Annotated in this window: 18 protein-coding genes; 5 read left to right on the top strand and 13 right to left on the bottom strand. The window is 50.5% G+C overall.

Translation table 11 applies throughout. The annotated features are described in order from the left end of the window. Positions 1-35: 35 nt before the first annotated feature. The 10 genes from uppS to ABDW72_RS15765 all read right to left on the bottom strand — a co-directional run bounded on the left by uppS (position 36) and on the right by ABDW72_RS15765 (position 8,450). Positions 36-779: an undecaprenyl pyrophosphate synthase gene (gene uppS, locus ABDW72_RS15810; RefSeq protein WP_347159565.1), complete on the bottom strand. Its 744-nt coding sequence runs from the start codon at positions 777-779 to the stop codon at positions 36-38. Positions 780-839: 60 nt separating this feature from the next. After that, positions 840-1,610 carry a type IX secretion system protein PorG gene (porG, locus tag ABDW72_RS15805; protein ID WP_347159564.1) on the bottom strand — a complete coding sequence of 257 codons (771 nt, stop codon included), beginning with the start codon at positions 1,608-1,610 and terminating at the stop codon, positions 840-842. 47 nt (positions 1,611-1,657) lie between these two features. Beyond that, positions 1,658-2,656: a DUF6089 family protein gene (locus ABDW72_RS15800; protein ID WP_347159563.1), complete on the bottom strand. Its 999-nt coding sequence runs from the start codon at positions 2,654-2,656 to the stop codon at positions 1,658-1,660. Between the two features lie 117 nt (positions 2,657-2,773). Beyond that, positions 2,774-3,661 carry an NAD kinase gene (locus ABDW72_RS15795; RefSeq protein ID WP_347159562.1) on the bottom strand — a complete coding sequence of 296 codons (888 nt, stop codon included), beginning with the start codon at positions 3,659-3,661 and terminating at the stop codon, positions 2,774-2,776. 14 nt (positions 3,662-3,675) lie between these two features. Further along, entirely contained in the window at positions 3,676-5,073 is a 1,398-nt protein-coding gene (locus ABDW72_RS15790) for a BamA/TamA family outer membrane protein (protein WP_347159561.1), read from the bottom strand. 12 nt (positions 5,074-5,085) lie between these two features. After that, positions 5,086-5,751, bottom strand: coding sequence for a CBS domain-containing protein (locus tag ABDW72_RS15785; protein ID WP_347159560.1), 666 nt, complete (start codon positions 5,749-5,751; stop codon positions 5,086-5,088). Continuing rightward, complete coding sequence (locus ABDW72_RS15780) at positions 5,748-6,524, bottom strand: alpha/beta fold hydrolase (protein WP_347159559.1); 777 nt, start codon at positions 6,522-6,524, stop codon at positions 5,748-5,750. The genes ABDW72_RS15785 and ABDW72_RS15780 overlap by 4 nt, the downstream gene beginning before the upstream one ends. 51 nt (positions 6,525-6,575) lie before the next feature. Then, positions 6,576-7,145, bottom strand: coding sequence for an anthranilate synthase component II (locus tag ABDW72_RS15775; RefSeq protein WP_347159558.1), 570 nt, complete (start codon positions 7,143-7,145; stop codon positions 6,576-6,578). A 197-nt stretch (positions 7,146-7,342) separates the two neighbouring features. Beyond that, positions 7,343-7,861 (bottom strand): CvpA family protein, encoded by a 519-nt coding sequence (locus tag ABDW72_RS15770; protein ID WP_347159557.1) that lies wholly within the window; start codon positions 7,859-7,861, stop codon positions 7,343-7,345. Between the two features lie 127 nt (positions 7,862-7,988). Next, positions 7,989-8,450 carry a GatB/YqeY domain-containing protein gene (locus tag ABDW72_RS15765; protein WP_347159556.1) on the bottom strand — a complete coding sequence of 154 codons (462 nt, stop codon included), beginning with the start codon at positions 8,448-8,450 and terminating at the stop codon, positions 7,989-7,991. A gap of 180 nt (positions 8,451-8,630) precedes the next feature. Here ABDW72_RS15765 and ABDW72_RS15760 point away from each other — a divergent pair, with 180 nt between their 5' ends. The 5 genes from ABDW72_RS15760 (at position 8,631) to ABDW72_RS15740 (ending at position 13,379) form a co-directional block, all read left to right on the top strand. Further along, positions 8,631-9,344: a pyridoxine 5'-phosphate synthase gene (locus ABDW72_RS15760; RefSeq protein ID WP_347159555.1), complete on the top strand. Its 714-nt coding sequence runs from the start codon at positions 8,631-8,633 to the stop codon at positions 9,342-9,344. 3 nt (positions 9,345-9,347) lie between these two features. After that, positions 9,348-10,376 (top strand): tRNA 2-selenouridine(34) synthase MnmH, encoded by a 1,029-nt coding sequence (gene mnmH / locus ABDW72_RS15755; RefSeq protein WP_347159554.1) that lies wholly within the window; start codon positions 9,348-9,350, stop codon positions 10,374-10,376. Positions 10,377-10,393: 17 nt separating this feature from the next. Then, complete coding sequence (selD, locus tag ABDW72_RS15750; RefSeq protein ID WP_430438159.1) at positions 10,394-11,431, top strand: selenide, water dikinase SelD; 1,038 nt, start codon at positions 10,394-10,396, stop codon at positions 11,429-11,431. A 189-nt stretch (positions 11,432-11,620) separates the two neighbouring features. Then, entirely contained in the window at positions 11,621-12,388 is a 768-nt protein-coding gene (locus tag ABDW72_RS15745) for an alpha/beta fold hydrolase (RefSeq protein ID WP_347159553.1), read from the top strand. A 271-nt stretch (positions 12,389-12,659) separates the two neighbouring features. Then, positions 12,660-13,379: an SAM-dependent methyltransferase gene (locus tag ABDW72_RS15740; protein WP_347159552.1), complete on the top strand. Its 720-nt coding sequence runs from the start codon at positions 12,660-12,662 to the stop codon at positions 13,377-13,379. Between the two features lie 43 nt (positions 13,380-13,422). Here ABDW72_RS15740 and ABDW72_RS15735 read toward each other — a convergent pair whose 3' ends face one another. From ABDW72_RS15735 to ABDW72_RS15725, 3 genes are all read right to left on the bottom strand, one after another. Continuing rightward, the gene (locus tag ABDW72_RS15735) at positions 13,423-14,457 is read right to left on the bottom strand and encodes a DUF4249 domain-containing protein (RefSeq protein WP_347159551.1); all 1,035 of its coding nucleotides are present in this window, start codon (positions 14,455-14,457) and stop codon (positions 13,423-13,425) included. Next, a complete protein-coding gene (locus ABDW72_RS15730; RefSeq protein WP_347159550.1) occupies positions 14,457-16,808 on the bottom strand; it encodes a TonB-dependent receptor in 2,352 nt (783 codons plus the stop codon). Before ABDW72_RS15730 ends, ABDW72_RS15735 begins: the two co-directional genes overlap by 1 nt. A 248-nt stretch (positions 16,809-17,056) precedes the next feature. Continuing rightward, positions 17,057-18,493 carry a SusD/RagB family nutrient-binding outer membrane lipoprotein gene (locus ABDW72_RS15725; RefSeq protein WP_347159549.1) on the bottom strand — a complete coding sequence of 479 codons (1,437 nt, stop codon included), beginning with the start codon at positions 18,491-18,493 and terminating at the stop codon, positions 17,057-17,059. Positions 18,494-18,497: the final 4 nt, after the last annotated feature.

Here is an 18,497-nt window from a genome sequence, read left to right as displayed (position 1 = left end):
CACAAGCACCCAGATGCATCTTGTCATTAATATTCTCACTTAATTTGTTGTTCACTTGTTTTGCCGAATCGACGTTCACGGCGCTGGAAAGCTATTATGGCTTCGTAAAGGTGCTCTTTTCTAAAGTCAGGCCACAACAGCTCTGTAATGTAAAGCTCTGTGTAAGCCAGCTGCCACAGCAAAAAGTTGCTGATGCGCTGCTCGCCGCTCGTGCGGATAAGAAGTTCCGGATCGGGCATGCCCGCCGTCGAGAGATAGTTACTGATCGTTTCTTCATTGATAGCACTACCCTCTACTTTACCATGATCCACATCCTGCACCAAACGTTGCACGGCCTGGGTCATGTCCCAGCGGCCACTGTAACTCAAAGCCAGCACCAGCGTCATGCGGGTATTCTTGCTGGTCAGTTCCATAGCTTCCTGCAATTCCTGCTGGCAAGCGGCAGGTAAGCTGGCTGTATTCCCTATAGTTTGTAAGCGGATGTTATTTTTATCAAGAGTTGCGGTTTCTTTGCGGATGGTAGAAACGAGTAACTGCATCAGTGCCGATACTTCTCCGGCTGGCCTGCCCCAGTTTTCTGTTGAGAAAGCATACAAGGTTAAGTACGCTACTCCCAATTCAGCAGCAGCCTCTACGGTATCACGCACTGCTTTAATGGCATTCTGATGGCCGAATATCCGTAATCCTCCCCGCTGCTTTGCCCAACGCCCGTTACCGTCCATGATAACGGCAATGTGCTTGGGTAAATTGTCTAAATCTACTTTCTCCTTAAGATCCATTAAACCACAATTTCCTTGCAAGTTACAAAAAGCAGGATTAATTAAGCTAATTTTACCAATCTAATCTAAAATGCCCGGTGTTCGTTTATATACTCGCGGACAGTTGATGCGGTAAAAAGTATAGGAAAGGCTAATGCCGTTGTAGAAGTACAAGTCATTGTCGTTGGGGTTGGCCAGGCGCTTGCTATCCTGCTCAGAAAGATAGTCAAGCTTATCCGTAAACAGTTTGCGTGCTCCAAATTCCAGCCCCAGGTTCCAGTGTTGGCTCAGCGCATACTTTATCCCTACCCCAAACGGGACAGCCAGCGCCAGTCTCGTATCGAATGGCTTATTTAACTCAGGCTGAAGATCTGCATTATCCGTGACCAGTTTTGAGTTATAGGCAAGCCCGGCGATCCCGGCAAAGAAGTATGGCGAAAACCGCGGATGCTGCCGCAATTCATAATAATCAAGGAAGTTATACTCTACCACTGCTGATAGTTCGGCCAGGCTAAGGCGCAGCTCTGCCTGCCGGTAATCGGGGTAAGGTAAATCGTAGGAATGATCGCCGATGGTGTTATCGTCAATGATGCGGTGGCTTAGCATAAGACCGCCGCGCAGGGTAATGGGGCTGCTGATATCCCGGCGGTAAAAGATAGTTAAGGCAGGTTGGTTATTGCCAAACCGGTAACTGGGCGCCAGATCACCCTTGTAGTTTGCTCCTCCCAGCCCCACGCCTAGTTCGCTGGTGGTCATGGGGGTTTGTGCAAAGGCCGAATTGCTAAAAAAAGCACTCCTTATTTGCAACAGAATACAAATAAGGAGTGCTTGCTTAATATGCTGTAAAATCATGTAACGCTATACGGAGTTTAGTGAACAACGTAAACACACGCGTTCTATTATCTAAACTTCGGACTTCTGACATGAGGCGTTAAAATATAATTCAGACTCAGGTTAGATGTAATGTACCAGTCCTTATCTGATTTATTACCTCGCTTTGTGTTGCGGGATGTGCCATACCCAGGCACAATATCATAAACTGTTCCGCTAGGGTCGGGCACGGTGTTAAATCCGCTTTCTGCGCTACGGTCTGAAAGGATAACAGCTGCTTTGGAGTTGGCCCCACCGTAGCCATTCATAAACACGCTCTTGTCTACAAAAGATGCGCTTGCATCATCCAGGTAATCAGTAAAAGTCTTTCTCCAGCCTACTTCCAGGCTCATGTCCCAATGCCGGTCTATTTTATAGCGTACGCCCAAGCCAAACGGAATAGCAATCTGCACGCGCTTGTAAGGTGTAGGATAATCTCCGTTATCGGCATACTGTCCTTCGGTACCCAGTGGCTGTAATTCATACCAGCCTGTCGGAATATCGTTGGCCGGAGCAAGGCCGGGACGGGAGCCGTTTACATAGTATGCTTTGGGGTTATGATGAAACACAGCCAGGCCTACAAAGCCGTAAGGCACAAAATCAGGACGGCGGTTGTAGGTACTGCGGTTCTCAAAAAGGTCAAAAACAGCTACAGCGCTCAGCTCTTTGATATCGTTTCGAAACGAGAGGTTTCGTTTAAATCGCCCGATGTTCTCGCCTTCGTTTGCAGATGCACTCAGGGCATCATCACCGATGATGCGCCCCCAGCTAAAAGCACCTCTTACAGATACCCGGGGGGCAAACCTGTAAGTATAATTAATTCCGATGTTAGGTCTTGTGGATTTAAATCGGAGACTGGTAAAATCGGGCTGGGGCACAATATCCCCGAAGTAGTTCATTGCTCCCACGCTGATACCTACAGAACTGTAACGCTTTCGTTTAGTATAACGCTGCGCCGAGGCATCTGTCGCGGCCATGGTGAGGATAAAAGAAAGCAGCAAAACAAGAGTAAATAATTTCTTCATCATAAAAGGTACCTAAAAGGGTGGCACTGTGCCGGATTTATACTTCCCCTAATTTAATAAGAGACAAAAATAATGATAAAACACTATTAAAGAAATAATATCACATATATTTTATATGCATTACCTCAATAAATTATTGCGTTTATCCAAGCCCCAATTTAATTTACTCCGCAAAGTAGAAAGAAAGTTTACATGGTGGAGCTTTATTAGTCGTGCCACAAAATTCTCGCGCCGGACAGCCAGCTGCAAATTCATATCCACAGCGGTTGATCTGGAGTCTAAAGAGGCAAGATACGTGCTGCCGCGGCCTTCCACTTCAAACGAGATCACGCTTTTGTCAGACACGATCATAGGACGCACGTTGAGGTTATGCGGACATACGGGTGAAATAACGAAATTGTTAGTTTGCGGCAGCACCAAAGGACCTCCGCAACTCAGCGAATAGCCTGTAGACCCTGTAGGTGTTGCCACAACCAGCCCGTCCGCCCAATACGAGTTCAGGTACTCGCCATCTATATACGTGTGTACCACGATCATAGAAGAAGTATCGCGCTTAAGCAGGCTAAACTCGTTCATGCCAAAGTTGATGCCGTTGAATATCTCCTGATCGGCATCTACCCGGATCAGGGCCCTGTCATCCAAGGTATAGTGGCCTTTGTAGAGGGCATCCAGCGCCACGTTAATGCTATCGTAGGGAATGGTGGCCAGAAAACCCAGGCGCCCGGTGTTGATGCCAAGTATAGGCAGTTCCTGCTCACCCACGTAGGTAACGGTGTCCAGCAAAGTGCCATCACCGCCGATGCTAAGCACCACATCCACTCCCACCAGTTTATCGCCACGGTTAAACGTTTCGATGCCGGAAGGCAGGTTAAGCTTATGGCGGATCTCCTCGTAGAACTGTTCGACAACCAGCAACTCCGTCTTGCGGAGTTGTAGCTCATCAAAGAGCCGCTGAATGAATGGTGCAATGCTGTCGCTGAAAGGTTTGCCAAGTAGAGCTATCTTCATAAATCAGGATCTAATTAAAAGGGAAAGCGCCCGCCCAGGTAAAGGCCTCTGTCGCCTTCACGGTTTACGGCATACTCCATCCGCAGTACTATATCGTAAAAGGTAACCACGTGCAGCCCCAGACCACCTCCTACTAGCAGGCGATTAGCCATTGGGTTATTAGCCGCAAAAGTATGGTCAGCCACGTACCCTGCATCTGTAAAGGCGTTCAGGTAAACAGCTAAAGGTACACGGTTAAACTTTGGATTGTCGATAAAGTTAAGCCGAATGCCCTTTATATCCACCAGTTGCCGCGACAAACCCTGCTTAAAGAGCCCATAGTGCTGCCCGCCTACCACATACAGTTCATACCCGCGCACCAGCGACCGGAATCCCAGCGCCACATTATCGGCAAAAGCATACTGCCCCGCTAGCCGCACCTGCCCTTCCACCGCCGCAGCATAGTAGAGCTTGTCAGCTAGTTTGGTGTAATCCGCATACTTAGCCCGAATAACTGTATAAGGCGTGCCGCTGTGGTGCAGAAAAAACGTTTGTCCGATACCCGCCTCAAAGTAGCTGCCCGACAGCGGATAAGCAAACGTGTTACGCAGGTTAATCACTTTTGTCAGGTCCAGCCGCAGGTACTGCCGCTCACTCCGACCGTTGCCATAGTAGGCCGGGTTAAGGTAAACCACAGAGTCAGAGATATGTTCGGTATGATAGCCCAGCGTAAGGGCCTCCTGCCGTTGCACGCTTTGCCGGTGCAACAGAGCCGCTGCTACGTAGGTTCGTCGGATGGGCAGCCCTTCCTGCTGCTCGAAAAAGGCCTGCCTGTTCTGCCTGTTAGTATAGCTAATGGTGCGGCTCCGGTAATCGAAGGCACCCACCTCCAGCCCCAGCTTACTGCTCCGGCTGATGTATGGAACACGGTATACTACTTCCAGCCGCCGGTTGAAGCCGCGCTGCAGCCACAGCCGTACGTCTTCGTTGCGCCCCCTGAAGTTGCGTTTGATGAGGTTAACGCCATAATCGATGCGGCTCCAGTCTTTCTTCTCCAGCCAGGCATTAAAGTTACGGTCGGCAAAATCAAGTATAGGAATGGGGTAAAGGTAAAAGCGCTCCTGCACCTGGTAGGTGACTACTACCTGGCCTTCGTTGCAAGTATAAGTATAGGCTACGGTATGAAAAAGGCGCAGATTGAAAAGGCGCCGGCGGTTATCCTCCAGCAGGGGCTCCAGTGCTGCAGTGGCAATGGTATCACCGGGGGCAAAGGTAAGCTCCTGCAGCAGCACCTGGTTACGCGTCGTTTCATTGCCTTGCAGGCGTATGCTGGTTATCACCACAGCAGGCACATCGCAGGGAACTGCGGCGGCTGCCACCTGGCACAGCATCATGAGCAGAAAAAAGGAAACGCAGAAACGTAGCTGCACCACTACCGCAGCTTTTTAGATATCAAGGTATTTAAGGAGCATGTCCAGGCGGTCGCGCCCGACATCGTAGTTGCTGCCGTCGTTAAACTGGGCCGTAATGCGGTATTCGAAGCGCTCCAGCGTCGCAATGATGCGAGACAGATCAGTGGCGTTCAGTTTTAGCGTCAGCTTGATTTGGTAGGGATCCAGCTCGTCCGGGGCCACATAAGCACTCAGTATCTTTACGTTCTCCTCCTCTATCAGGCGACTGATCTGGCTAAGAGAATAATCGCGCTCCGGCATCGACAACACCAGAATGCTGCCATGGCCCTGCAGCGCCGACATTTGTCCGAACGCAGCCAGTGTGTCGTTTATAGTGATGATACCAGCGTAATCCTGCTCCTCGTCGAGCACCGGTACTACCTGAATTTTGTTTTTGATGGCCGCTTCCATCACATCGTAAAAGTGTTGGTGATGCTGCACGTGCACCTCTTGATATTCTAACTGGATATCTTTGAGAGGTTGTGCACGATCGGTCAGCTCGATCAGGCTTAGTTCGGTGGCCAGGCCCAGGTACTTGCGGTTACTCACCACCGGCAGCTCATTTACGCGGAACTCATCCATCCAGCGCAAGGCCTTCTCTACACTGTCGTAGAGTTTCAGCGGCGGAATCATTTGGTTGATGAGTTCTTCTGCTATCATGTGGATGTTTGTATTACAGGTGTTTTCTCTAAAAACTTCTCTAAAATGCTATTAAACTTCTCCGGGTGTTCCATCATCGGGGCATGCCCGCAATGGTCAATAAAGTATAACTCGGAGTTAGGCATCAGCCGGTTGAACTCATGGCCTACCAGCGGTGGAGTAATTGTGTCGTTTAGCCCCCATATCAACAAAGTGGGCACTTGTATGTTTGTGATATCTTTGGCCATATTATGCCGCTGCGCCGATTTTGCAATAGCTATGATACGCAAGCACTTGGCATTGCTGTTCGTGATGGCAAACACCTCATCCACCAGATCCTTTGTGGCCGTCGCGGGATCATAGAATGTATGCCCTACACGTTCTTTTACATACTCATAGTTGCCTCGCTTCGGAAAAGAACTTCCCATCGAGTCTTCAAACAAACCAGAACTGCCCGTTAGCACCAGGCGCTTTACCTGACTGGGGTTCTTCAGCGCATATACCAGCGCCACATGCCCTCCCAGCGAGTTGCCCAGCAGCGTCATAGCTGATAGCTTTTTGAGCGCTACAAAGTCTTCTACAAACGACACCAAACCGGGTACACCTGCTTTGTGCAAGGCCATCTCATATATGGGCATCAACGGAATAACAACGCGGTAGTTCTTAGAGAAGTGCTCGACCACCCCATTCCAGTTGCTAAGGGCGCCAAATAACCCGTGTAACAACAGCAATACACTGCCTTGCCCTTCATCTATGTACTGAAACTCGCCCTCTTGTTTTACCTGTAGATCCATTTGTGTGAGAAACTATGTAAAAGAATCGTTATTTAAAAGTTTATGGCTCTTTTAAATTGCAATATTAGCAATACTAACCCAATTTCGGAGCATGTGCAACCCATAAGTCGTCAGGGCGGCCTCCGGATGAAACTGCAGGGCGTAAAGCGGTAGCGTTTTATGCCGGAACGCCATCAGTTCGCCTTCTTGGGTATGGGCCAGCGGTACTATGCTCACCGGAATGTGGCGCAGCACTAAAGAATGATAACGCACCACGGACATCCTGGTTGGCAGGCCTTCAAAAATTGCATCTTTTTCGCAGATGATTTCCGAAATCTTCCCATGCATTGGTTTGATGGCTTTCTCCAGCTTCGCGCCGAAGAACTCGCCCAGCGCCTGGTGCCCTAAACAAATTCCCAGCATGGGCACCCGCTCATGGTAAGAGCGGATTACATCCATCATACTGCCTGCCTGCTGCGGCGCTCCAGGCCCTGGCGACAGCACCACAGCTGTAACCGGCAAAGCTGCTAATTCCTGCAGCGGCACATCGTTGCGCACCACCTTCGCTGCAACACCCAGTTGCCCCAAATAATCTACCAGGTTGTAAGTAAAGGAATCAAAGTTATCGAGCAGGAGAAGCAAGTTGAGTTGGAGAGTTTATGAGTTAGAGAGTTTGGGAGTTAAAGAGTTAGAAAGATGAAGTTGGTAATTGAAGTATAAGTTGAAAATGCTTCAGTTCGGTTACAATTTATACTTCCGTGTTTATATGCGTACTAGACCTATAACTCATCCTTCAATTACCAACTCACTAACTCTCTAAATCCCCAACTCTCTAACTTCTAAAAGTGTTGTTTGAGCGAGAAAATGAGGGCTTTCACAAACGGAAGCACATAGCTTAGAATGTCGAGCGCATAAGGTGTGGTTTTGAGTACGACCGGGTATACCACAGATGTTGCTGCCGTGTCTTTAGAGATGCTGATGCCCGCCAGATCGGCTACATAGAGCAGCAAACTCAGCGCCACGCACCATTTCAGGGCGCCTAGTATAGCGCCGAGCACATTATCAAACAGGCCGAAAGGTGTAAAGTCCACCACCTTTTTTAGCAGTAGCCCCACCACACGCACCAGCAGGATGATGCCGACGAACACCACCAGGAATGTAACAAACGGCAGCAGGCCGTGCACATCGCCGATAAAGCTTTCCATCACAGGCAGCGCCGTATCAAGCAACTTTAGCCCGCCAAGTATAGCCAGCACCAGTGCCACCAGCGACACCAACTCCAGCAGCAGCCCTTTCCGGAAGCCCATAATTGCCCCGAATAAGATCGGGATGGCCAGAAAAAAATCGAATGTACTCATACGTTAAAACGCCGTAAGGCGGCACAAGCCTTAAAAACTACCGCTATGGTTATACTTCAACACCGGTTGTAGTATAACAAACCCTGGGCCACAGCCATTCCAACAGTGGCCCAGGGAAAGCAGTATTTTAAAAATCAGTATTATTAAGCAGTTCGCCGGCTATTTGGGATATCGCGCGGCCGTCGGCCTGGCCGGCCAGTTCTTTCGACGCCACCCCCATCACACGGCCTATGTCCGAAGGTCCGCTTGCGCCTACGCGCTGAATGATTTCAACGAGGCGCACCCGCAGGTCTCCTTCGTCCAGCTGCTTGGGCAGGTATTCTTCTATTACAGCCAACTCGTCGAGCTCTACCTGCTCCAGGTCGGTGCGGCCTTGCTTGGCATACAGTTCTGCCGACTCGCGGCGCTGTTTGGCTGCTTTGGTGAGCAGTTTCATTTCAGTGTCCTGGCTGATGCTTTCGGCGCCGCCTTTCTCTGTTTCAGCCAGCAGCACCTGCGATTTTATACTTCGGAGCGCCTGCAGGCGACCTTTATCACGGGCCAACATCGCTTGTTTGATGTCAGCGTCCACACGTTCTTTTAATGTCATAGTTTGTATGTTGAATGGTGTTTATAGTTTGAGCAGCTGCCATTTAAACGGCGGCTGCCCTTGTATACGCGGCCATTGCCGGGGCCGCCTTTTCACTTCTTAATCAAAATTCCCTTACTTTAGTCATCCGTAAGTAACGTATAGGTAATACAATACCCGGAAATATCAAAACGTATACCCATGACCAAGCTGAGTGTAAATATAAACAAAATAGCCACGCTACGGAATGCCCGCGGCGGCGACAGGCCAAATCTTGTGCAGACAGCCAAAGACTGCGAACGTTTCGGTGCGCAGGGCATTACGGTGCACCCGCGTCCTGATGAGCGCCACATCCGCTACCGCGATGTATATGACTTAAAAGAAGCTGTAACGACGGAGTTTAATATTGAAGGCAACCCCACACCGGAGTTTCTGAAGCTGGTGAAAGACATAAAGCCGGAGCAGGTAACCCTCGTGCCGGATGCGCCGGACGCTATTACCTCTAACGCCGGCTGGGACACCACGCTGCACAAAGACTTTCTGACGCAGACCATCCTCAGCTTACAGGAGTACGGCATCCGGGTTTCTATTTTTGTTGATCCGGATGAAACCATGGTGGAGGGAGCGGCGCTGGTGGAGGCAGACCGGATCGAATTGTACACCGAAGCTTATGCCCGGGCATACCACCAAAATAAAGCCGGCGCCATTGCCCCTTACATTCAGGCAGCGAAGCGGGCGCAGGAGTTTGAGCTGGGCATTAACGCCGGCCACGACCTGGACCTTGACAACCTGAAGTACCTCAAGGAAAGCCTGCCGCAGCTGGACGAAGTTAGCATAGGGCATGCTCTTATCTCTGATGCGCTTTATTTTGGGCTGGAGAACACCATTCAGCAGTACCTGCGCCAGCTACAATAGCCCATGGTACATCCGATAAGTATAGAAGAATTTATCCGCAAAGCAAAAAGACTGCCGGTGCTGGATGTGCGTGCGCCGCAGGAATATGCGGCGGGTCATATCCCAAGGGCACACTCTTTTCCTATTTTTGATGATACCCAGCGTGCCGTTATTGGCACAGCTTACAAGCAGCAGGGCCACGGCCCGGCAGTGTTGCTGGGCCTGGATCTGTTTGGCCCAAAGATGTCGGCTTTTGTGAAAGAGGCGGACAAGCTGGCGAAGAAAAAGGAACTGCTGGTGCATTGCTGGCGCGGTGGCATGCGCAGCGGTGCCATGGCGTGGCTGCTGGGCTTTTCCGGTTTTGAAGTATACTTGCTCGAAGGCGGGTATAAAACCTACCGCCACCTGATGCAGGAGCAGTTCAGCAAACCACGTAAGCTACTGGTGCTGGGCGGCCTGACGGGCAGCGGCAAAACAGACCTTCTGCCATACTTGCAACAGCGCGGCCAGCAAATGATAGATTTAGAAGGGCTGGCCAGCCACAAAGGCTCCGCTTTCGGAAGCATCGGCATGGCGCCGCAACCCAGCACCGAACATTTCGAGAACCTGCTAGGGATGGAGCTACTGAGAATGGAGGAACAGCAACCGCTGTGGCTGGAAGACGAAAGTATAACGATCGGCAAGGTGGTGATGCCTAAACCGCTCTACGACCAGGTGCAGGCCTCTCCTACCATTGTGCTGCAGGTACCGCAAAAGCTGCGGATTCAAAAACTGGCGCAGGAATACTGCCGCACAGACGAAGCACTTCTGGCCACGGCCATACTTAAAATTAAGAAGCGCCTGGGCGGGCTGGCTACCAAAGAAGCGCTGTCGGCCATTGCGGAAGGCGATATGGAGAAGATGGTAGAGATCGCCCTCTCCTACTACGACAAAGCTTATAGCCACGAATTAGAGAAAAAACAGCACCTGTTCCTGCTTGAGCTGCAAGGAATAGATCCGGAAGAAAATGCTGCACAAGTGCTGCAGCTAGCCAAACAACATAACCTGCTTTAATGATGGAAGAAACCTCCATGCAAGACATAAAACTAACGCAATACAGCCACGGCGCCGGTTGCGGCTGCAAAATATCACCTAAAGTGCTGGATGCCATTCTGCACTCCGACATCAGCTACCCCGAAGAGAAGAACCTGCTGGTTGGCAACCATTCCCGCGACGATGCCGCCGTGTACGACATCGGCGGGGGCCGTGCCCTTATCAGCACCACCGATTTCTTTATGCCGATTGTGGATGATGCCTATGATTTCGGGCGCATTGCCTCGGCTAACGCTATTTCGGATGTATATGCCATGGGCGGCACCCCGATGATGGCGATTGCCATACTAGGCTGGCCCATCGACAAGCTGCCCCCGGAAGTAGCCAAACGGGTGATGGAAGGCAGCCGCAGCATCTGCCATGAAGCCGGAATTCCGCTGGCGGGGGGCCACAGCATCGACAGCCCTGAGCCGATTTTTGGCCTTGCTGTAACGGGTATGGTTGACATTAAGAACCTAAAGCAGAACGACACCGCCACCGCCGGTTGCGAGCTATACCTGACCAAGCCGCTGGGGGTGGGCATCCTCACCACCTCGCAGAAGAAGGCCATTCTGAAGGAGGAGCACGCACAGCTGGCGCCGCAGCAAATGATGCAGCTGAATAAGATTGGCGCAGAATTAGGGCAGCTGCCACAGGTAAAAGCGATGACCGATGTAACCGGCTTTGGCCTGCTCGGCCACCTTTCTGAGATGTGCGAAGGCAGTAACCTTGCGGCTGAAGTATACTTAGACAAAGTACCCGTGATACCGGAAGCGCTGGCGTACCTGGCACAAAAAGCCATTCCGGGCGGTACACACCGCAACTTCGACAGCTACGGCCACAAAATCGCGGCTCTTACCCCTGACCAGAAACACCTGCTCTGCGACCCGCAAACCAGCGGCGGCCTTTTAGTAGCTGTAGATCCTGCCGGTCGCGACGAAGTGCTGGCGGTATTTGCCAAGTATGGCTTACAGTTAGAGCCGCTAGGTGTGCTAAAGAAGCAACAGACTGGCGAGCAGCTGATTAAGGTAATTTGAAAACTGGCAAATAGCGGATGAGTAAGTGCAAAAGTGCTCCTGGTGAGAGCCTAGCATGGCAACTGTAGTTTGCCGGCTGTACTTTAAACGGCTGCTTTTCAGACGTACATGAAAGTATAAATATCACCTTCCACTATACTTCCGTAAGTTAAACCAGACACCAATTAATAGAAGATTGACGCTTAAGATATGAAACTACACTATAAGGAAATGGGCCACGGGCAGCCGCTGCTGATCCTGCACGGGCTGTTTGGCACATTAGATAACTGGCAGACTTTGGCAAAACGCTTTGCCGAGCATTACAACGTGTTTCTGATTGACCTGCGCAACCACGGCCGCTCCCCACATGCCGACGAACATACTTATGAGGCCATGGCCGCCGACGTGCTGGAGTTAGTTAATGACCTGCAGATACCAACGCCCGCCATTATTGGGCATTCTATGGGCGGAAAAGTGGCGATGACGTATGCCCTGCGCTACCCCACCCGCCTCACAAAGCTGATTGTTGTAGACATCGCACCCAAAGCTTACCCGCCGCACCACGACGAAATCATTGCGGCACTCCAGTCCGTTAATTTCAGCACGATGACCAGCAGAAGTGAAATTGATGCACAAATAAGCAAGTATATATCGGAGGAGGACGTGCGCCTGTTTCTGATGAAGAACCTGTACCGCAAAGAGCAGGGAGGCTTTGGTTGGCGCATGAACCTGGATGCGATCATAAAGAATTATGACCAGATCAGCGCTGCCGTTACGTCTGATGTACCCTTCAGAAAAAGCACCTTGTTTATTAAAGGCGGCAAGTCACGGTACATCAAACCAGAAGATCTGTATAGCAACATTGAGCACCTGTTTACTTTGGTAGAAGTGGAAACGATACCGCAGGCAGGCCACTGGGTACACGCCGAAGCCCCGGACCAGGTATACGACCTGGTGACGACCTTTTTAGAACACTAATCTAGCTGAAGCAGGATTTCCAGGATGAAAGGATGAACAGGATTTTTGGTCTGGTTGTAGTTTGAACTGTATGACGAAGTATACTTCCTGTAACCGGATCTGCAATAAATCTCCTCTACCCTCCCAGTTCTTTCGGATTTGGAGGGTAGAGGAGATTCCCATAAGAAATTTCTATGCCAGCGTCCTGGCTTTTGAATATCGTTTATCCTAAAACCCTGATCCAGGCAAGCAACAATCAGCCAGTAGAGATTAATAACCTACCTTCGCAGCCATGACAAAACAAGCCGGCACTTTATACCTCATCCCCACCATACTTGCCGACGATACAGCCGAACAGGTCATTTCGCCGCAGGTAAGGGATACGGTACAGCACCTGACTTACTTTATTGTGGAGAACCTGCGTACTGCCCGCCGCTTTGTGAAAAGCATTTGCCCGGAGTTGGTGATAGAGCAGTTAACATTCGTGCAGGTAGACAAAGATGCAACGCCCGCACAGGTCCAGGCATCGTTGCTGCCGCTGCTGGAGCAAGGCAGAGATGCGGGCATTATTTCGGAGGCGGGTTGCCCCGGCGTGGCTGACCCCGGTGCCGAAGTAGTGAAGTATGCGCACCAGAAGAACATCAAAGTAGTGCCGTTTGCCGGCCCGTCCGCCATACTTCTGAGCCTGATGGCCAGTGGCTTTAACGGACAGCAGTTTTGCTTTCACGGGTACCTGCCCATCGAAAAGCGGGAGCGGCTGCAGGCGTTGCGCCACCTGGAGAAAGAGATGCAGCAGCGCCGTCAGACGCAGATCTTCATGGAAACGCCTTACCGCAACAATAAGCTGCTCGAAGACCTGCTCGCCACATTGCATCCCGACACGCGCCTTTGCATCGCCGCCAATATCACCTCACCGGAGCACGAGTTTATCCAAACCAAAACTATCCAGCAGTGGCACGGCCACTTACCCGACATCCACAAACAGCCAGCGGTATTCCTGATCTATCAGTAGGCTATACCTGATGTGAGAAGGCGCTTTGAACGGCTGAGAAAGCTTACCATCCGGGCGGCATTACTTTAGTGGCACCTTCCAGCATCTGGCAATCATCCGCAAAGTGGAACGGAATGATGGGGTAATCTATATCGCGTCGCAGGATCGTAATTTCCTTCATACTTACCCCAGACACATCGAAGAAGCCGATCACCTGCTCTCCCGCGTCATTCATATTAAATATGTTTCCTTTTACTTCTGCAGGCGGTGCATCGAATACGGTGCCGGTGTTCTCCTTTTGCTGCACCAGAATACGGAAATAATCGTAAGCTTCCTGTGTGATCGTATGCTGGTATACTTTCAGCTTGTTTTTCACTCCCAGGTACCTTTCAAAAGGTATAAATAATACATTCTGATTCAGAACCGTTCTTCCATTGGTCAGCCGGTCGTCGGCTACTTTAAGCTGCTGCAGCTCTTCTTTGAGAAAGCACTGCGAGCAGCAATCTTTCGGGGCAGGCAGGCCATTGAACGGATTTATAAACTCCTCTGGCTGTGTCAGCACCTCATACTCGGTCGAAAAAGACCACCGGAGGAAGTCGCCCGCTTCTGCCGGGTCCTGGTAATCTACCAATACGTTGTACCCGGGCAGCAGCTGCGCCAAGCGATCTCCCTTAAAAGCAAACGTCTTCTCATCTACCTCAAAATGAATAGCATCTATCGGAATAGGCTGCCTGAGCATTACCGGCTTGGACTGATAGTGCTTTCCGCCGGCAGCAATGTTCAAAGTATACGTATGGCCCACCATTCCGCGCGCCTCACTTCCGCCAACGGGATAATAATAGCCGGCTTTGGCGTACGTAAACAGGTAATTCTCCCCCTCTGTGCTGGATATTGAAACTGTTGCATTCTCCTCAAACCCATTGTATGGCGAAGGATAAGGTTGCGAATAGCTCAGCCGCACATAATTAAGGCTGGCTTCGTTCGTAAAGCTACATTCCACCACCAGGTGCTTTGCCGGCTTATTCTGCTTGTTATTTATCGGATCGATGCACCCTACCAGGAGCAGGAGCCCCAAAAACAAAACCCGTCTCATATACATCAGAAATTAACATTAAAGTTGACCGAAGGGATGGGGGCGCCGATGATGGATAATTTATAGGCGCTTGGCGGCTCACCATAGTAGTGCTGATACAAGGTAGAGTAAGCATTTTTTCGGCCATACAGGTTGTACACCGATATGCCGCCGCTATACTCAGCGTACTTGGTTTTGATGATTTCGCGGGTTAAGGCCACGTCCAGCCGGTGGTAATCCGGCATGCGCTCCTGATTGCGGCCGGCGTAATTGGCATAAATCTGATCCTGGTACCAGTACCAGGAGTCTGATGCCGTAATAGGCCTGCCCGTAGTATAGGTGAAGGTTGTGGATGCCTTCCATTTAGGTGACAGGTGGTAATCGGCAAAAATGTTCAGATTAATGGGCTTGTCATAGTTGGAGGGGTAGGCCTTGCCGCCATTAATTGTTTCTTCGGGCGTGTCGCCTTTTATCTTCCGAAACGATCTGGCATAGCTCAAACTTACCCATCCTGTCAGCCGCCCTTTGTCTTTTTTCAGCATCCACTCCGAGCCGTAAGCATAGCCGCTGCCTGTCAGCAGGTCTGCCTCCAGCGTGGGGTTCAGCAGCAACACGGCGCCATCTTTGTAGTCCAACTGGTTGTATAGCTTTTTATAGTATACTTCCCAGCTAAACTCATAGCGGTTTTCCGGGTGAATGAAAAAATAGCCCATTGACAGCTGGTCGGCCATTTGTGGCTTGATGTATTTGTTTGAAAGCTTCCACATGTCTACCGGCGTAATGGCAGCAGTGTTGGAAATAAGCTGAATGTATTGCCGGGTCCGGCTCAGCCCCACCTTCAGCGCGGCCTGGTCAGACAGGGAGTATTTAACAGACAGGCGCGGTTCTAACCCCTGGTATACCTGTATCGTTTTACCAGCTCCATACTGTAGGGTATCGTACACCGTCAGCTCGCTCCTCGGCTCTCCATCTGCATACAGGTATACTGCCGAAGGTCCCACTTTACGGTAATGCGTGGCTCGTAGCCCCACTGATACCGACAGCTTCTGGCTCAGCTTTATCTCGTCGTTGCCATACACGGCAAATTCATACCCTTTGTCGCGCTCCAGGGTGCGGCGGTTCAGGCTGGAGGTGCCGTGCGGTACCAGGTCGCCGGGCTGTATGTCGTACAAAGCGGCGGATGCGCCAAAGTCAAGCTGATGGTTTTCCTGGCCAAAGTAGCCGAAGTCTAGCTTTGCCTGCGAGTAATCCAGGCCGGAGTTCAGCTTAAACTCTTCGCCGATACCCACGCCCTCCACAGTGTTCTGGTAAACGCTTTTCACCAGTGTGGCGGTACCCGCAAATTGATCGCTGAACAGGTGATTCCATTTCAGGGTGCCGAGCTTGTTGGTCCAGTGGTAGGTGGTGTCGTACGGAAATTTGAAGCCATCGGCGCTGTAGTAGCTTGAAAAGCTGAGGTTATCGTTTTTGCCGGGCCTATACTTCAGCTTAAAATTGCCATCATAAAAGTAGCCGGAGCTGTTTTTGATATTTTTGGAAGGAAACATCTTCAGGATGTAATCCGGGTAAGCGCCTCTGGCAGCCACCAGCATACTTACTTTCGGCGAGATGGGGCCATCCATACTTAACTTGGCTGTAATAGGCGACAAACCTATTTGGTAGCGCATCTTGTCCGTGTTGCCATCTTCCATACTTACATCCAGTATAGAAGAAATTCTGCCGCCGTAGCGGGCCGGTGTGCCGCTACGGTACAGCACATAACTTTTAAGTATATCCGGGTTATAGACAGAATAAAAACCAAACAGGTGGTTGGCGTTAAACACGGGTGCATCGTCGAGCAGCACCAGGTTTTGGTCGGCACTGCCGCCGCGCACGTAAAAGCCGGAGGTTCCCTCGCCCGCATTCACGACCCCCGGCAGTGCCGATACCGAGCGCAGCACATCCGCTTCGCCCAGCAATTTCGGCATGCGCGTTAGCAGCTTCTGGTCGATATAGCTGCTGCCCATACCTGTGGAGTTGACGCTCATACTTGGCTTAGCGGTTACCTCCACCTGCATCAGGTTGAAATTCTTCTCCACCAGCTGCACATCCAGCACCACGTCTTTATCCAGGCGCACTGTTTGTTTAAACGGCACCATTCCGATATACTGGCATGCTATCGTATAAGTACCTTCCGGCAGCTGCACTGTATAATAGCCGTCTTTGTCGGTGCTTAGCCCCTTCGCTCCCGGACTGATGACCAAAAAAGCATCTTTCAGCCTAACGCCCCAGTTGTTGCGCACAATACCCGACAGTTTATACGTCTGCTGGCGTTCCTGCGCCCTGCTCTCTAACACGAGTAACAGCAGTAGCAACAGTAAAATATATCGTGGGTGCATCGGGAGCAGGTTAGAAAGGCTTTTGCTTTTAAATATACTAAACATAGTATAGACAAAAAAATTACCGCTGCGGCAGCAGGTAGCGCATGTCGGCAGTGGCAAAGAAAGGAGGAGATCTTATTCTTTTACATTCCTCAAAGCATATGGCTCCTGTGGTAAAAGAAAAGGCCTCCGGTGTCCGGAGGCCTTTTATACTTGTAGCAGACTACCAAGCGGTAGCTACTTTATTCTTTCAAGTTAAAAGCTATTTATTGTACATCCCACCACAGATGCGTGCTGCTCTTATCACCACCTATAGCTGTAGCTGCAGCTGCACGGTTTGCACCGTTCAACGTTTGCTCATTAACAGGGTAGATCAAGCGGGTAGGCACAATCAGTTGCTCTGAGCCTTCAATGGCTGGTGGCAACAAGTTTGGTGCATCCAGTCTTCTCCAGGTTAACCAGGCATCATAGCCACGGTTATACAGGGCGATCCACTCCTGAACACCAATCTTCTGCTTCCAGTCGCCGGCAGCGGTGGCATAGTTAACAGCAGGCCGTGCCAGATAAGCAGCTGCTTCTGCCGCTGTTCCACCCCAATACAGGATAGAAGCGGTTACGCCGTTGTTGTAATGCTCTTCCACAGTACCAGGCACAGTGTATCCTCTTGCGGCAGCCTCTGCCAGCATAAACTCTACTTGAGAGTAGCTCATCAGCAGCGCCTCGAAGGTCGGATCTGTAATGGTTGGGTTTACAGTTGAGAAGTTAGCATAGGCATTTTGAAAACCATACTTACCACCGATGTACTTTCCATCTACCTGCGTAAAGTAAGCGGGTCTTCTTGGGTCTTCCAGGGTATTCATGATGTCTACCAATGTATTGGCAGCTACAAAGTCTTTTCTGGAAGTGAACAGCGGATTTATGTTCTGCGAAACCGGGTTGTTATTTGGTGGTGCAGGCAGGTATACGAAGGCAGCATTATCTTCTCTGCTTTCCAGTACTTTATCTGCAGCTTCTTGTGCCAGCGTCTGGGCTTTACTTGCGTCCACATCTGCTAACGTCAGCGCCATCTCCAGTTTCAGCGAGTTACCAAACTTCACCCATTTGCTCATATCGCCGCCATATAGTACGTCGCCTTCTTCAAAACCAGCAGCATCGGTGTTGATCATAGCCAGGGATGCATCCAGGCGTGTCAGCAGGTCGTTGTAAATGGTTTGCGCGTCATCATACTTTGGCAAAGGATTATTCGAATCAAGTGCTTCTGAATAAGGAACATCACCAAATGTATTTACCAGCACAGACCAGGCGTATACTTCCATGATGCCGATCTGAGCCATCTCGTTGCTCTTCACCTTCTCTGGAGTTATCTCATCTTCCTGTACTATTCTTTTTGAGTCCTTCAGGTCTGCCAGTACATCACGATAAAGCGTGTTCCACATGTTCTGTGGGATCAGGCGCGATGTCATGTTATACCTTGGCTCATCCAGGTACTGGGTTGATGTCCAGTACTGCACGTAAAAACGGTAGTTGTTGGTATTAACGTTTGGAGTTGTTAATACATCTGTCAGATTTTTTACCGCTCCCGTAAACAGCGTGGCAGGCGGCACATTCGTGGGACTCTTCGTGTCCACGTTAAAATCATCCAGATTATCTGCGCATGATGCCATCAGCAACAGCGAGAATAAACATATAATTACTTTTTTCATTTTC

Source organism: Pontibacter chitinilyticus (assembly GCF_039748935.1).
Classification (GTDB): domain Bacteria; phylum Bacteroidota; class Bacteroidia; order Cytophagales; family Hymenobacteraceae; genus Pontibacter; species Pontibacter chitinilyticus.
Note: the sequence above shows the minus strand (reverse complement) of the source record. Positions and strands in the feature narration are given on the sequence as shown.